The sequence below is a fragment of the Paenibacillus sp. MT86 genome, from assembly GCF_058792535.1.
Map to the genome: position 1 here is coordinate 255,903 of NZ_CM179499.1, position 15,104 is coordinate 271,006.

At 52.1% G+C, this 15,104-nt stretch carries 12 protein-coding genes; 8 read left to right on the forward strand and 4 right to left on the reverse strand.

Translation table 11 applies throughout. The features are described from left to right. The first annotated feature begins 42 nt into the window (after nt 1-42). From AC3RCL_RS01195 to AC3RCL_RS01210, 4 genes are all read left to right on the forward strand, one after another. A complete protein-coding gene (locus AC3RCL_RS01195; RefSeq protein ID WP_492534230.1) occupies nt 43-1,032 on the forward strand; it encodes an ABC transporter permease in 990 nt (329 codons plus the stop codon). Nucleotides 1,033-1,055: 23 nt separating this feature from the next. Continuing rightward, nucleotides 1,056-1,940 carry a carbohydrate ABC transporter permease gene (locus AC3RCL_RS01200; RefSeq protein ID WP_090910332.1) on the forward strand — a complete coding sequence of 295 codons (885 nt, stop codon included), beginning with the start codon at nt 1,056-1,058 and terminating at the stop codon, nt 1,938-1,940. Nucleotides 1,941-2,036: 96 nt separating this feature from the next. Continuing rightward, entirely contained in the window at nt 2,037-3,680 is a 1,644-nt protein-coding gene (locus AC3RCL_RS01205; protein ID WP_492534232.1) for a type 2 periplasmic-binding domain-containing protein, read from the forward strand. Nucleotides 3,681-3,791: 111 nt separating this feature from the next. Beyond that, on the forward strand, nt 3,792-5,138 hold the full coding sequence (locus tag AC3RCL_RS01210; RefSeq protein WP_492534234.1) for a glycoside hydrolase family 30 protein: 1,347 nt from the start codon (nt 3,792-3,794) through the stop codon (nt 5,136-5,138). Nucleotides 5,139-5,491: 353 nt separating this feature from the next. Here the strand turns inward: AC3RCL_RS01210 and AC3RCL_RS01215 are convergent, their stop codons facing one another. Then, nucleotides 5,492-6,409: an ArsR/SmtB family transcription factor gene (locus AC3RCL_RS01215; RefSeq protein WP_492534236.1), complete on the reverse strand. Its 918-nt coding sequence runs from the start codon at nt 6,407-6,409 to the stop codon at nt 5,492-5,494. 158 nt (nt 6,410-6,567) lie between these two features. On the opposite strand from AC3RCL_RS01215, the gene AC3RCL_RS01220 reads away from it, so the two are divergent. From AC3RCL_RS01220 to metG, 3 genes are all read left to right on the forward strand, one after another. After that, the gene (locus AC3RCL_RS01220) at nt 6,568-6,744 is read left to right on the forward strand and encodes a hypothetical protein (RefSeq protein ID WP_492534238.1); all 177 of its coding nucleotides are present in this window, start codon (nt 6,568-6,570) and stop codon (nt 6,742-6,744) included. A 56-nt stretch (nt 6,745-6,800) separates the two neighbouring features. Further along, nucleotides 6,801-7,121 (forward strand): sigma-70 family RNA polymerase sigma factor, encoded by a 321-nt coding sequence (locus tag AC3RCL_RS01225; RefSeq protein WP_096774927.1) that lies wholly within the window; start codon nt 6,801-6,803, stop codon nt 7,119-7,121. A gap of 368 nt (nt 7,122-7,489) precedes the next feature. After that, a complete protein-coding gene (gene metG, locus AC3RCL_RS01230; RefSeq protein ID WP_492534241.1) occupies nt 7,490-9,130 on the forward strand; it encodes a methionine--tRNA ligase in 1,641 nt (546 codons plus the stop codon). 1,401 nt (nt 9,131-10,531) lie between these two features. Here the strand turns inward: metG and AC3RCL_RS01235 are convergent. Continuing rightward, nucleotides 10,532-11,386: an alpha/beta fold hydrolase gene (locus AC3RCL_RS01235; RefSeq protein WP_492534243.1), complete on the reverse strand. Its 855-nt coding sequence runs from the start codon at nt 11,384-11,386 to the stop codon at nt 10,532-10,534. A gap of 306 nt (nt 11,387-11,692) precedes the next feature. Next, nucleotides 11,693-12,811, reverse strand: a complete 1,119-nt coding sequence (locus AC3RCL_RS01240; RefSeq protein ID WP_492534245.1) for an ArsR/SmtB family transcription factor — start codon at nt 12,809-12,811, stop codon at nt 11,693-11,695. Nucleotides 12,812-13,040: 229 nt separating this feature from the next. Between AC3RCL_RS01240 and AC3RCL_RS01245 the strand changes: the two genes are divergently transcribed. Beyond that, nucleotides 13,041-13,925 carry a GNAT family N-acetyltransferase gene (locus AC3RCL_RS01245; RefSeq protein ID WP_192572722.1) on the forward strand — a complete coding sequence of 295 codons (885 nt, stop codon included), beginning with the start codon at nt 13,041-13,043 and terminating at the stop codon, nt 13,923-13,925. A gap of 58 nt (nt 13,926-13,983) precedes the next feature. Here AC3RCL_RS01245 and AC3RCL_RS01250 read toward each other — a convergent pair whose 3' ends face one another. Beyond that, entirely contained in the window at nt 13,984-15,042 is a 1,059-nt protein-coding gene (locus AC3RCL_RS01250) for a hypothetical protein (RefSeq protein ID WP_492534247.1), read from the reverse strand. Nucleotides 15,043-15,104 lie beyond the last annotated feature (62 nt).

Below are 15,104 nucleotides of genomic sequence, written 5' to 3' on the forward strand. Positions count from 1 at the left end.
GTTTTTATTGCGAAACGTTTTTGATCAAAGGGGGTTAAGCAGGTGAGCAAAACAGCTGCAGTTCAGTCAACCGGCACGGGAGCGGTTCAACCCACCGGGAAGAAGCCCATGGGGCAGAGGATCAAGGAATTCTTAATTGATTATAAGCGGCAATGGGAGCTTCAATCGATGATCATTCCCGGCGTCATCTTCATGTTCATCTTCTGCTACATACCGATTTACGGTTTGACGATTGCGTTTAAAAATTACACCGTTATCGATACGCTGGATTCCGCGCCGTGGGTTGGCCTGGACAATTTCAAGATCATTATGTCGGACAAGTATTTCTGGGACTCCGTCGTCAACACGCTGGGCATCAGCTTCTTGAAATTGGCGATCGGCTTTGTCATTCCGATTATTCTGGCCATTATGATTTACGAGGTTGGCATGGGGCGCTTCAAAAAATTCGTCCAAACCGTCTCGTACCTGCCTCACTTCTTGTCCTGGATCGTATTGGGCGGCATGCTCATTACTTGGTTCTCGACATCCGGCCTGTTCAACGAAATATTGCTTGCTCTGGGACTGATCTCGCAGCCGCAAAACATTTTGCTCGATCCAAGCAAGTATTGGTGGATTGCAACCCTGTCGGATATTTGGAAAGAGGCCGGCTGGGGAACGATTCTGTACCTGGCGATCATGGCCAAGATCGATCCTACCTACTACGAGGCCGCAAGAATCGACGGGGCCAGCCGCTTGAGACAAATCTGGAACATCACCCTGCCGAACATGAAGATGATTATCAGCTTGAATTTGATCCTGACTGTAAGCGGTTTATTGGGATCGAATCTGGATCAAACCTTGGTGCTCATGAATTCGCAGAACCGTGAAAAGGCCGAAGTCATTAACTCGTACGTGTACCGGATGGGTATGACGCAGGGAGATTTCTCCTATGCCACAGCGGTTGGTTTGGGCGTATCCATCATCTCCGTCATTCTGCTCGTTACGGCGAATAAGGTGACCAGTAAATTAAACGATAATCAATCCGTTCTATAGGTCATGCAGAAGGGGGTATAACGGTGAATTTCAAAGCAGCAAAAGGAGATCTCGACAGCCGGATCTTTGATACGATCAACATCATTTTACTGGTTACGTTTACGATCATCATCGTCGTTCCGTTATGGAACGTCGTCGTCTCATCCTTCAGCTCGGGCAGGTCCCTTGCCGAGGGCGGGTTCATCTTCTGGCCTACCGAGTTCTCCCTTGAGAATTATCAGGCCGTGTTCAGGGATGCCAACATATGGAATGCCTTCTTCATCTCGGTGGCGAAAACCGTGATCGGGGTCATCACGCACGTGTTCTTCTGTGCCATGGTGGGTTACGGCTTGAGTAAAAAATACGTCCGCGGCCGCAAGTTTTACGTGGCGATGGGCGTTGTCACCATGTTTTTCTCGGGCGGCATGATTCCGACATACTTGTTGATCAAAGACTTGGGGCTGCTAAACAGCTTCTGGGTTTATATCATCCCGGCTCTGTTAAGCTTTTACGACGTTATCATTCTGATGAACTTCTTCCGCAACGTGCCGGATTCGCTGGAAGAGTCGGCAAAGATCGACGGCGGGGGCGACTGGAGAATATTCCTGAGCATCTTCATTCCGCTTTCCATGCCGGCCATGGCCACAATTGCCCTCTTTAACGGAGTCGGGCAGTGGAACGATTTTATGACCACCAAATTGTATATCACGGATCAGTCGCTGTATCCGTTACAGATGATGCTGTATGAGATTATTGTGCAGTCCCAGACCCAATCGATGCAAAATATCGGTTCGGTCGCGATTCAGACGACGACCAAAGGGGTCCAACTAGCAACAATTGTCGTGACGACGCTGCCGATTGTTGTGATGTATCCAATATTACAAAGATATTTTATCTCCGGCATGATGCTCGGAGCTGTTAAAGAGTAGCGAAGCCGCAGCTCTTTAAGGGAGTGGAACAGAAGCAAGCCTGTAAAGACAAGGGTTTATTGAGAAAGCGCTTTTATTTAAAGGGAGGGTTACAGGATGTTGATGAACAAGGCTATGGGTAAGAGAGGACTTACGCTGCTTACGGCTTTGATGGCCGTTGTGCTGGTTGTGAGCGGCTGCGGCGGATCGGGGGGCTCCGGCTCCAAGAAGGAGAATTGGGTTTCGATCGAGGACCGGTATACGCCGGATCCGGAAAAGCCGGCTTGGCAGCTGGACAAAAAAGAAGAGACCACCGAGCTGACTTGGTACGTGAATGCGGACTGGTGGAACACGGATTTCGGCAAGGACGTTGTCACCAAGAAGATCAAGGAAGACCTGAATATCAATATCAAATTCATTACGGGTGACGATACCAAATTGAATACGTTTTTTGCCGGCGGGGATATGCCGGATTTGATCACGACGTTTGACTCGAACTCCCCGATCGTGCAAAAAGCGGCTACATGGGCGCTGCCGCTGAACGATCTGGCCGAGAAATATGACCCTTATTTCAATAAGGTAGCGGCGCAGGATACCCTCAACTGGTTCCAATTGAAGGACGGCAAAACGTACGGATACCCGAACTATTCCAATACGCAGGAAGACTATGACAGCGGCAACATTCCTGCCAAAACGGCATTTATCATCCGCAAGGACGTGTACGAGGCTATCGGCAAGCCTGCGATGGGAACGCCTGAGGAATTCCAGGCTGCTCTCGCGGATATCAAGAAGCAATTCCCTGCCCTGATTCCACTGGGCTTCAACTCCATCGGCGAAGGAACGGGCTCGCTCGGCGACGTGCTGCAGGATTTCATCGGCGTGCCGCTGGAAGACGAGAACGGCGGCTTCTATAACCGGAACCTGGATGAAGATTATCTGACTTGGGTGAAGGCGTTCAATACCGTATACCGTGACGGCGCGATCAGCGATGACAGCTTTGCCGATGACGGAACGGCTTTTGAAGAGAAGGTGAAGGCGGGCAAATACGCAACGATCATGCTGGACGGCACGCCGCAGCAGGGCGGAAACCTGCAGAGCTTCTACAGCAACAACAAAGGCAAAGAGTACATCGCAATTGACGGACCGCAAAGCACGGTCGGACATGCGCCGACTTTGAACCAATCCGGTATCACGGGCTGGATGATCAGCTTTATCACGAAAGAGAACGCAGACCCTGCCAAATCCATTCAGCTCTTCACGTACCTGTTAAGCGAAGAAGGACAAATGCTGATGAACTATGGCATCGAAGGTGAGACTTACCAAGTGAACGCGGACGGAACGGTGGAATTCCTGCCAGACGTGAAGGAGCTTCAGATGAACAATCCGGATACGTTCAAGAAGGACTACCGCATGGGCGAATTCATGTTCTTCGGACATGACCGCCACAAGGCGCTGAGCGGGGATGCTTTCCCGGATGCGATCAAGCAAATGCAGGAATGGGGCAAAGGCAAGCTGACGCCGCACTTTATTTTGGAGAATATCAACCCGGATCAGGGCACGCCGGAAGCGCGCTCCCTGACGGCCATTAATACGAAATGGAACTCCACGCTCGTCAGCATGATTCGCTCGAAGGACGACGCAACCTTCGATAGCCTCTTGAACGATTATAAAAAGTTCCTGGACGATAACAACTGGGAGAAAATCGTCGAAGTCCGAAACGAGAAGATGAAGGCGAACAAAGAGAAGCTGGGGCTGAAATAAGTTTGCGTTAATGAATGGAGGGGCCCCTTTCTTGACAGGAGAGGGGCTCTTTCCAAGTTATCTTCGTTAGGCCATGGGTAGGAAGACACAAGAAACCTGGAGGGAAACAACATGCTGAACATCACCATCTACCAATCAAACGGTGAAGAAGAATTATTCGTGAAGAAAGACAAGGCGCAGCTGACGCCCGTAACTACGGGTGCAGCGAAGCATAAGGTTGTCATCGATGAGGAGCAGACGTTTCAGGAGATGGACGGCTTCGGCGCGTCCTTCACGGACTCCGCTGCTTATTTGATCCATCAGGTGCTGGAGACGAAGCAGCGTTCCGAGCTCATGACGCAGCTGTTCGATCCAAACGAAGGGATCGGGTTATCCGTACTCCGCCAGCCGATGGGGGCATCGGATTACGCGCGTGACTTCTACAGCTACAATGATATGCCTGAGGGCCAGACGGATGTAGAGCTGGAGCAGTTCTCCATTGCGCATGACGAGGAAGATATCATTCCTCTCCTGAAGGAAGCGCTCCGCTTGAACCCGGATGTCAAGCTGATGGGTTCCCCGTGGAGCCCGCCCGGCTGGATGAAGACGAGCGGGTCGATGATCGGCGGAGAACTGAAACCCGAATACTATTCGGTATATGCTAATTATTTTTTACGTTACATCAAAGGGTATGAAGCCAACGGGCTGCCAATCTATGCAATTACACCGCAAAATGAGGCATTATACTCGCCTGGTCATTATCCTGGCATGATCATGCTGCCCGAGGCGCAGAGCGATTTCATCAAGAACCATCTGAAGCCGCAATTCGTAAAGAACGGCATCGGTACGAAGATTCTCTGTTATGACCATAACTGGGACAAGCCGGACTACCCGCTGACCGTATTTGAGCAAGCGGCCGACGCGGTGGATGGGGTTGCCTGGCACTGGTACGGCGGCAAGCCGTCGGCCCAATCGGAAGTCTTCGAGGCATTCCCGGGGAAAGAGGTTCATTTTACGGAAGGATCGGGCGGGGAGTGGATTCCGCCGTTTGAGCAAGCCTTCTCCAATGTGATGCGGACCGGAATCGAGATTCTCCGCAATCACAGTAAATCTTACGTGCTGTGGAATATGGCACTGGACGAGAAGAACGGACCTACCGTGCCGGGCTTTGGCAAAAGCACCTGCCGCGGCATCGTGACGGTGAATCAGCAGACGAAGGAGCTTACCTATACGCTGGATTACTACGCGCTGGCGCACTTTAGCAAGGTGATCCGTCCCAAAGCGCGGCGTGTGGCATCTACCAGCCATGAGTTCATCCGTTCGGTAGCCTTCAAGAACACGGACGGCTCGATTGCCGTCGTGTTGTTCAACGACAGCGAGGCTCCGGAGAGCGTGGCGATCCAGCTGCGCGGGGAAGAAGCGTTGCAGCTGGAAATGCCGGCCAAGAGCGCGCTGACAGTCAAGATGGAGAGCAACTGATTGGAGGCGGGGCCTCTATAACAGCAACTGATTGAAAGCTGCGACCTCTATAACTGAATGATAAAAAGCCTGGAACGATGGTTCCAGGCTTTTTTCTTTTTTTCGTTAGAGAACGGAACGTATAAACCTCTAGAGCTTATGGTCCTGATCTCGCAAGACAACGCTCCGTTCCGGTATACGGACTGCCTTCCGGGGATATCGATCGATGTTTTTATTAATGCGGCAGGCTATTTTATACTCGCCATTTCGCCTTACATCCTGTACCGGCTTCCTAAAGAGGGAAGCCTCTTTGCGTGTAGTTCTTGCATGACTGTCGCTGTGTTCCCGAAATCGTGCGGGAAAGTACGTTACGCTTATTCTTTTGTCAGACCGAACACGTAAGACTCCAGGAAAGACTTGAGCTGAGTGAAGGATTCCGGTCTTGCGCTGTATTTATATCGTTCATTCGGCATTTTGAAGTGCATGCGCAAAAGACCCGCGGTTTTAAGCAAGGAAAGGTGGTAGTGCAGGTTACTCTTGGAAAGTCCGGTCTTCTGCTGTAATTCCGTAAACGTGACGGGGCCGTCAGCGAGAATGTGCAGCAGCACGAGCCTCTTCTCGTCAGCCAATCCCTTGGTCATGCGCAGCAGTTGGTTGGTCGGCGTATCCTCGTCCTGCTGCTCATCGTCTACGGCATAACTGATAATGAGCTGTTGATTGCCCACTTCGTCAATCCGGTTTAACGGCTTGATGTGATAAGTAGGGATGAGAAGAATGGCGCTATATTCGTCTTCAAGATCGAGCACGATCCCGTTCGTTGCCTCATCGATCAGATCAATACAGGAAAGCTCCCGGCTCCGCTGCTTCATGCGGGCGGCGGAACGCCCCAGCAGGTCGTGAATCTCAGGCAAGATCGTATAGGCCCGGTGCCACTCCGTCATGATCTCAAGGCTCTGATCCCGGAATGTTTTCAGCCCCATCGGAAATCCGCCTTCTAGATAAGGCGCTAGGATTTCGTACAATTGCCCTTCTCCTAAATCGGCAAACCAGGCAAGAAAACGCTCGATGTTGTCTTTTTTCGGGCTGTCTACGATAACCAGGTGCAGATAAGCAACGATCTCGCACAGGTCCAGCTCTTCCAGCTTATCCGTAAAAGACGCGGGCAGATTCTTCTGAATTTCTTTCCTCCATTTATTCCCTAGATCATGCATTTGGTTTTTATTATCTGCATATGTGAACAAGCTGGTTACCAGCTCGTGAACAGGCGAATAGTCAACTCTGATATGAGTCATGATCATCCTCTCCTCCAGCACTCATTATTCCATTTTTATGATACCACATCCCAAGGAAAATAAATATTGAACTTTTTATTAGTTCATATATAATTGAACTTAAATATTTAGTTCAAAAAAATATGAACTAACGAGCGAGGGAAGAGGAGTGACTGGATATGACCAATTGGTTCGTTGTGGAATCTCTCATCAAGCAGCAGCAGGCGGAGTTGGATCGAGAGGCGGGAGAGTCCTGGAAATATACGCATGATCGGGTACGTTTGTTGGCACGCTTCTTTCCAACGAAGAGAAGGCAATTTCAGCCGGTCAAGAAAAGTGCTCGAAATTTGAACTAACGGGCACAAGGAAGAACCGATCCATATCCATCTACGGGAATAAGGAGTTGAAATGAATGGATCTTTTGGCTGAGAATCGTTTAAGCGAGTGCGCCGTACAGGTGCCTGAATCGATAATGTACAGCGAAGAAAACCATGACGAGCTGTTGTCTGCCGTGCTTAGGCTGCCCGAAACCTTAAGACAACCGATGTATTTGTACTACTACGAGGATTTCAACACCTTGGAAATTGCGGAGGTGCTGCAGATTGAGCCCGAAAATGTCCGGAACCGCATGAGCAGAGCCCGAAAGAAGCTTAAAATGATGCTGGGCAAGAAGCTAGGAGCGATACGGGACGGCCGGGAAAGAGCAAGAAAAGCTGCGCATTCGTCCCCTTGACTTCTTCCGTGAAATTCGAGTATGATTTCCAGTAACTTGAATAACGCGAGACAAAAGCAATGAAGAGAAAGAGTACCTTGGCAGCGTCTTTGAACAGAGAGCCCCGGCAGGTGAAAAGGGGTAAAGAAGGAGCCTCGGGAATATGGTCTCTGAGCTGTGCACCGAAACCCTGCTTGGGGTTGTAGGCTGTGCCGGAACCCGCACCCGTTAACGTGCTAGGGTATACACGCGATATATTGGCGTCGTACCCGAAGAGGTGAATGCCGCAAGGCATGAATGAAATTGGGTGGTACCACGTGAGCCATAAGCTCTCGTCCCTTTGGGATGAGGGCTTTTTTTGTTGTCCATAAAAAAGGAGGATGAACGATATGACGAACATTTTTATCGGCGGTGCCTGGCCTTATGCCAACGGATCTTTACATTTGGGGCGGCTTGCCAGTCTCCTGCCCGGCGACGTGTTGGCGCGTTATTTCCGCGCGAAGGGCGATAGCGTCCTGTACGTATCCGGCAGCGATTGCCACGGCACGCCGGTGGCGGTGCAAGCGATTCAAGAGGGCGTGACGCCGGGGGATATTGCCGATCGGTACCATGCGGAGTTTGCGGAGTGCTTTGCACAGCTGGGTTTCTCTTACGATTTATACACGCGAACCGATCAGGCGTTTCACCATGGCGTGGTACAGGAGCTGTTCCTGAAGCTGCTGGACAACGGCCATCTGTACCGTAAAACCGTGCTGCAAACGTATTGCGAAACCGATCGGCGGTTTCTGCCGGATCGTTATGTGGAAGGAGATTGCCCCGTATGCGGGAGCAGGGCCCGCGGGGATCAATGCGATGCCTGTTCCACGATGCTTGATCCGTCCGATCTGACGAACAGGACCTGCAAAATTTGCGGGAACCCGCCGGTGGAGCGGCCCACCGAGCATTTTTATGTATCGTTGTCGCATTTCCAAGCTGAGCTGGCGGATGATTTGAGCAACGCCCAAGGCTGGCGGGATAATGCCGTGCACATGACCCGAAGATACTTGGAGGAAGGACTTCAGGATCGGGCGGCTACGCGGGATCTGACCTGGGGCGTGGACGTCCCGGTTCCGGGCTTCGAGGATAAGAAAATCTATGTTTGGATCGAAGCGGTCAGTGGCTACTTGTCCGCCAGCAAGCAGTGGGCCGCGGAGACGGGCGGCGATTGGGAGCCCTTTTGGCGCAAGGGGCAGGGCGAAGTGACCGCCTACTATGTTCATGGAAAGGACAATATCCCGTTTCATACGTTGATTTGGCCCGCGCTTCTTAAGGGAGCCGGGGATTTGCATCAACCGGATCGGATCATTTCTTGCGAATACATGACACTGGAAGGGAAGAAATTCTCGACCAGTCGCAATTGGGCCATATGGGTGCCGGATTTGTTAAGCCGGTATCAGCCGGACTCGGTTCGTTATTTCCTCCTTGCAAACGGTCCCGAGAAGCGGGATGCGGATTTCTCGTGGAGGGAGTTCATTCACAGCCATAACGGCGAGCTGCTTGGCGCGTTCGGGAATTTGGTCAACCGGACCCTGGTGTTTGCGAACAAAGCGTTTGACGGGAAAGTGCCTGAGGGCAGCATATCCGATGAGTGGCAGGGCCGGGTGGAGGAACTGTACCGACAGGCCGGGGCGCTTATTGAGGAGGGTCGACTGAAAGAAGCGTTGGAGTTGATTTTCAGCGTGGTGCGCCAGGCTAACAAATATTTTGATGAACGGAAGCCGTGGATTCAGGTCAAGGAGGATCGAGCCGCCTGTGGGACCACGCTGTACACTTGCATTCTGATTATGGCCAATCTGGCAAACCTGCTGCAGCCGTTCATTCCGTTCTCTTGCGATAGGATCCGGGACTTTCTCTCGCTGGAGCCGCCTGCGTGGAAGTGGTGCCACGTTCCGGCCGACAGGCCGATTCATGGGGTGGAGCTGTTGTTTGAGCGCATCGATCCAAGCCGGATTGAGGAGGAGAGCCGTCGGCTGGGGGAGCTGTCCCTTTAATGGGGGAACTCTCCGCTGCCCATCCAGCGGGTCAGATCCAGCAGGAGGGTGGGAGCTATCGTGGTCATGATGCGATTCGTGTTCGTGTCTGAGCCCTGCGATGTGTGTAGAGATCAAGGAGTCTAGGGATCGAGAGTCGGGGAGTCAGGAAGGAAAGTATCAAGAGTCGAGGAATGAGGAAGCAGAGTAATAAGAGTCGGGGATCGGGGGTGCAAAGTATCAAGAGGCGAGGATCGATGAAGCAGAGTATCACGTCGGGAATCGATGGAGCAAAGTATCAAGAGCCGAGGATCGATGGAGCAAAGTAACAAGAGCGTGAGGATCGAGGAAGAAAAGTATCGGGAGTCGAGGAGCGAGGGAGCAGAGTAATAAGAGTCGGGGATCAAGGAAACAAAGTATCGAGAGTCGGGGATCGGGGGTGCAAAGTATCAAGAGGCGAGGATCGATGAAGCAGAGTATCACGTCGGGAATCGATGGAGCAAAGTATCAAGAGCCGAGGATCGATGGAGCAAAGTAACAAGAGCGTGAGGATCGAGGAAGAAAAGTATCGAGAGCCGAGGATTGATGAAGCAGAGTATCAAGAGTTGGGGATCGAGGAATCGGAGTATCAAGGGTCGGATCGATGGAACAAAGTATCAAGAGTCGAGGAACAATGGAGCAGAGTAGTAGGGGAACTTTGGCAATGGGCGAAAACTGATGAAGCAACGTCGCGTGAGTGATGGAGGTTTGCGGTTTGGATGGGTCTGGATTTGTGACGTTTGGAGGACAATGGTTCCGTTATTTCTATGTTTTTAGCCATATTGCAGCGATTTGAGGACAGGAGATCCGCTATATTCAAAATTTACTGGGATTCAACCGTGTAAAAGCTGAATTAGCGGATCCTATGTCCGCATTGGCCCAAGAGAGGCCCGAATATCAGTAAATAGCGGAACCAGTGTCCGCATGGACTCAAAAGGAACGAAAATCAGCGAATGGCGGATCCTATGTCCGCATTGGCCCCAAAGAGGCCGAATATCAGTAAATAGCGGAACCGGTGTCCGCATGGACTCAAAAGGGAACGAAAATCAGCGAATGGCGGGTCCATACCCGCTTATTGGCCCCAAAGAGACCCGAATATCAGCAAATAGCGGAACCAGTGTCCACATGGACTCAAAAAGGAACGAAAATCAGCGAATGGCGGGTCCATACCCGCTTATTGGCCCCAAAGAGACCCGAATATCACCCAATAACGGAACCAGTGTCCGCATCCGACCCAAAAAGAGCGACTTTGAGCGAGTAGAGCATCGGACGATGCGCCTTTGAAGCCTTATGAAGCGAGAGTACGCCGCTTGAAGACCAGTAAATACAAAGGGAGCCCAGCGGGAATGCCGCGGGCTCCTCTTCATTCAAGCTTTTACAAGATCAGCGATCCGTTTCGTGAATCCAATCCGTCAAGACGGCGTTGAAAAGCTCAGGCTCCTCGAACATCGGATTATGGCCGCTTTGCTCAAAAACGACCTTTCTCACGTTTGCTTGCAAGCCGTCTACGGCATCCCATAGCGACACGGGGCCGACCAAATAGTCGTACCGTCCTAGACCGATGAAGACGGGGATATCGACCTCTTCCAGGCAATCGATCAGATTCAGCCGCGCGAAGGCTTCTCCCCATAAATGATCCAAGACGGGCATGCTGGTGAAGACCCCATCCCACATCCAAGCCGCATCAAAGGCATAATCATAAAAGCTGTGGGCTCCCATCCGAATGCACATATGAGCAAACCGCCGTTCAGGCTCCCTTCGGATATCCTCCTCCAGCAGAGCGATATCCGCTTCGAACTGCCGTTTCCGCTCAGGGCTTGCCGTCTCATTGAAAAAAGCGATGCTCTGCTGCTGCCGCTCCGGACTATTGGAGGGTGCCGTATTCAGCAGGATCACCTTGCTGACGCGTTCCGGAAAGGTTTGGGCATACGCCAGCGCCATAAAGGCGTGTCCCGAATGCCCCAATATGATAAAATCCTCCAGTACCAGCGCTTGTCTTGCCCTTTCGATATCATCCAGAACCTTATTCAGCGTACAGTCTTCCGGTTCCAGTGTCCGAGGAGGCTCCACAAAGCCTCGATGGTCCAGGAAAATCAATTGAAATGACGTATAAAGCTGCTCCGAAAACAAGCGGGGGTAGTAAACGCTGCTTCCCACCACCAATATGGGCTTGCCGTTCCCGCGAATGGAAACATTCAATGCAAAACCTTCGCTCATTACCGTATCTTGCGTATTCATGTGTATCGTCCTCGTTTCGTTTTATATTTTAATCGCACCAGCCCCTTTCCTGTTCGGATTCCATTACATTCTCCATAGAACGTTCCAGCATTCTATATCACCTCGATTAACGTTCGTTCAAGCTCAGTATAGCATAGGAGCGCAGGCACTCGGTGTACCGGATACCAGGCTTTCATACATCGTGCGAAACTGCTCCCTGTGCACACGGCACGTGGCCGGGGCATGCTTGGAATGCCTGTCGACCCAATATGCTGCTGCTGCAAAAAAAGCAAAGTATACAAATTAGGACCGCTTCGAAAATCCACTTTATTCAGCGGTGTTCCGAATGGTCAGGGCAAGTGCAGGATAATCCGCGGCAATCGCGTCCTTGCGCTCGAGGATGCGGTCAAATTCAAAGGCCGAGCTGAACAATTCCGGCTCGGGCTTGAACGTCACGCTGGTTCCCGTCTCTTGAGTCAAACCAACCGTCAAAAGACCCGTCTGCGGTATGCCGTGCCGGTATTCCTGCCGGTATATGTTCCCGTCACGCCGAATTTCCACGGACAGCTGCTTGGAAAGGGCGTTGACCACGGCAATGCTGATGCCTTTTTCCGCGCCGGGAACCAGAAAGTGCGCGCTGTTGTTGAAGCGGTGGACATCGGTCAGAATCGACTGCACAACGGGGACATCGGAATTCGGGAGGGCCTGCACCGGAATGCCTCTTCCGTTGTCGGTTACCGTCACGCTGCCATCCTCATGCAGGAAAATGCCGATCTGATCGCCATACCCGCTCGTATGCTCCAAAATCGAATTTTCCACCACGGCCCAAAGCAGCTGATGAATATCAAAGCCATGCGAGGGCCCGAAGTACATCCCTGCATTGTTGCGGGTTTCCGACATCTCCAGGTAATCGCTGGCATCGAGCAGATCGCCGGCAGCGGACAACAGCAGCAGGAACGGCAGGCTTCGATGCTGGGGAAGAGCGTAGCGGCCCCCCTGCTCCTGGACGAGCAGGTCTGCGCCGAGCAGCGCCTTGAGATGATGATACAGCTGACCCGTCGTCCCCATGTTCAACCGTTCCACCAACTCGGATCCCGATAGCGGCTCCGCCATGACGGCCTTCAAAATATCCAGGCGCTGCTTGTTGCCCAGGGCAGCGAGGATTTTGGCCGCCTTCTCGGTATTCATGTCCAGCAATTGATTCAATCGGCGTTGCTGTGGCTCCCAGCGGATGTTTTGTCCGTTCAGGTGCACCTGCCCGGAGTAGAAGACAGAGCCGTCTTCGGGATTGGGTTCATTTATGGTGGGCGCTGTTGCGATTTCTTGGCGGTATGGATTTGATGCGGATGCAGGTTTTCGTTCCATAAAAGCTTGATAAACAAGCTGCTGCAGCTCCGCCATTTGATTCTTTAAGACATCCATCTCTTGGCTCAGGTCACGTGTCATGTGGAATCATCAACCTCACTTTAGAGTATTATGTTATTACGTAATTATTATATTACGTAATTTTATTATTGTACACCCATTATAAGGAGATCGTTGTTTGAAAAAGCGGCTTGTTTGTCTATAGTTGTTTTTTCTCTGTTGCTGGCACTCCGATCGGCTTACAATGAACGCAAAGGCTGGTGACATTCATTTGAGTGAAAGAATCATTCGTAGTTTTGGGCAGGGCGACATGCCTCTGCTAGGCGAGTTATATCAGGCGGTATCCGCCGAGAATGCGCTGTTCTGGTGGGTGGGTGACCGGGAGAATTGGGAAAACGTGTTCTGCGCTATCGAAGACGGGAAGATGGTAGCTAAGGGTCAGGTCGGGATCATAAACGTGATTCCGCCGGGATGTGCCCCGAACTGCAAGCATCATATTTACGTGAATCTCAAGGCGGTTCCGCATCGTGAGCGGGATTTCGACCTTTTGGACGAATTGTATCAGGTCCTGTATGAACGGGCGGTTGTCTTAATGAGGACTTTGCCGAAGACGTACGAGACGTATTTGTGCGTGGGCAATTATGTCCATGAGAGCGCCAATAACGCTTTTTTTACGGTGAAGAAGGGGTTTCAGCCGCTGGAGAACCTCTATGCCATGAAAAGATCATTGGAGGAGCCTATTCCTGCCTTGCCGTTAGATGATCGCTATCAAAATCGATTGTGGAGGATCGAGTCTGCGGAAGAGGAAGTGGAGTATCTAAAGCTCGAAGCTGAAATTTGGCCGGAAGCGCCGCTGGGTCTCGAACGATTACGGGAATATAAGGCGCATTCCAACTGGATCGCCATGAATGTTCTGGAAGGGGATACGATCGTCGGCAGTACCATGGCATGGCAGGAGGAGGGGGATGGCGTGATTGAAGATGTGTTTGTGCGGGAACCGTGGAGACGGCGGGGGATCGCCAAATATCTGCTTTGCCGTGCCATGTCTTATCTTCAGGCGCATGGGTCCGCCACGGTCAAGCTGCAAGTAAAGGCAGCCAATGATACGGCGTTGTCACTTTATCAGTCGGTCGGCTTTGCCAAAGACCAAGAGGAGCACCGGTTTTACCTGCCGCTGGAGCAGGAAGTCCGCTAATACAAAGACCACGCCAGGAACGAATCCTGGCGTGGTCTTTTCTATATGAAAATAGGAGTTATGAGGTTGATTCCTCGCCGCCGGATACATTCGGATTGGCATCCAGAATGCCTACCGTGACATCCCACAGCTTCGGCAGGAAACGGAGGGTCTCTTCGGCCCGCTGGAGCAGGTCATCGGTGGACGTTATGCCGAGATCGGCCAGAATCGCATCGAAAGCGGGTACATACTCCTCCTGAAATTCAGGAGTCCCGTCAACCTCCAAGATGTTGTGGCAGCGGGCGAAGGTGGCCACCATCCAGAAGACGGCTTCCCGATGGCTTCCGTTTAGGATCAGCTCGCGGCTGCCGTCAATGGCAATCGGTCTTGCTTCCGGCGTAATGTCACTGCTGAAGAAGAAGGGCGTCTTGGCAATCGCAGCAGCGGCGTAGAAGGTGCGGGCCAGTCCGTTGAGATGATTCATGGCTTGCTCGGCAGACATGTCTTTACAGCCCAGCAAACGTAACAGCTCCTCGTAGACCTCCTCTTGGTTATATTCCTTCAGCACGTCGCGAACTGCCGCATAGCGGAGTCTGACCGTGGGGTTGCGAAGCGCGGCGACCAGAAGCATATGGGTGGTTACGCCGGTAGGAAACAGCCACGAGGTCACCTGGCGATGCCAAGGAGCGGAAGGATCTATGGATTGGAGGCCGTTCAAGATACGTTCGCGCACGTTCTCACAGCGGCGGGTGACCCAGATCCGGTCGGCAAAGTGCCGCGAGACGTCCGTCTGCAACTTGCGCAGCTGCCCGGTCGGGTCGGACATCAGGGTGTCTACGCGGAAGCTGCCGGCCAGATGGTAGGACGTTAATACTTGCTCGGGCGAAGCTAGGTCCTGCCAGGACAGATAGGTGACCTCGATCAAGGCGTCCTGGTAGATAAACTTCCCCGGTTTCAGCGGGGGCTCCGGATCCGCGGTGACTACAACGACGTCAATGTCTGATGACGGAGCCATCTCGGCATCGTCCGGCTTGCCGACCGTGGAGCCGCTGAAATAGGCACCCATGAATCCAGGCTCCCTGCTGGCATGCTGCAAGACCCAATCCGTTGCCGCTGCTCGTGCTGATCCAACGTTCATAATCAGATTCCTCCTCTACCTGCATGGTGTCGCAGAACATAACAAAAATAATCCTGATTTTC

Excerpts from the sequence above, each read along its gene's own strand:
- AC3RCL_RS01215 (WP_492534236.1), bottom strand. The coding sequence starts at position 6,409 with ATGACTCATATCAGAGTTGACTATTCGCCTGTTCACGAGCTGGTAACC.
- AC3RCL_RS01205 (WP_492534232.1), top strand. The coding sequence starts at position 2,037 with ATGTTGATGAACAAGGCTATGGGTAAGAGAGGACTTACGCTGCTTACG.
- AC3RCL_RS01235 (WP_492534243.1), bottom strand. The coding sequence starts at position 11,386 with ATGAATACGCAAGATACGGTAATGAGCGAAGGTTTTGCATTGAATGTT.
- AC3RCL_RS01245 (WP_192572722.1), top strand. The coding sequence starts at position 13,041 with ATGCCTCTGCTAGGCGAGTTATATCAGGCGGTATCCGCCGAGAATGCG.
- AC3RCL_RS01210 (WP_492534234.1), top strand. The coding sequence starts at position 3,792 with ATGCTGAACATCACCATCTACCAATCAAACGGTGAAGAAGAATTATTC.
- AC3RCL_RS01225 (WP_096774927.1), top strand. The coding sequence starts at position 6,801 with ATGGATCTTTTGGCTGAGAATCGTTTAAGCGAGTGCGCCGTACAGGTG.
- AC3RCL_RS01250 (WP_492534247.1), bottom strand. The coding sequence starts at position 15,042 with ATGAACGTTGGATCAGCACGAGCAGCGGCAACGGATTGGGTCTTGCAG.
- AC3RCL_RS01220 (WP_492534238.1), top strand. The coding sequence starts at position 6,568 with ATGACCAATTGGTTCGTTGTGGAATCTCTCATCAAGCAGCAGCAGGCG.
- metG (WP_492534241.1), top strand. The coding sequence starts at position 7,490 with ATGACGAACATTTTTATCGGCGGTGCCTGGCCTTATGCCAACGGATCT.
- AC3RCL_RS01240 (WP_492534245.1), bottom strand. The coding sequence starts at position 12,811 with ATGACACGTGACCTGAGCCAAGAGATGGATGTCTTAAAGAATCAAATG.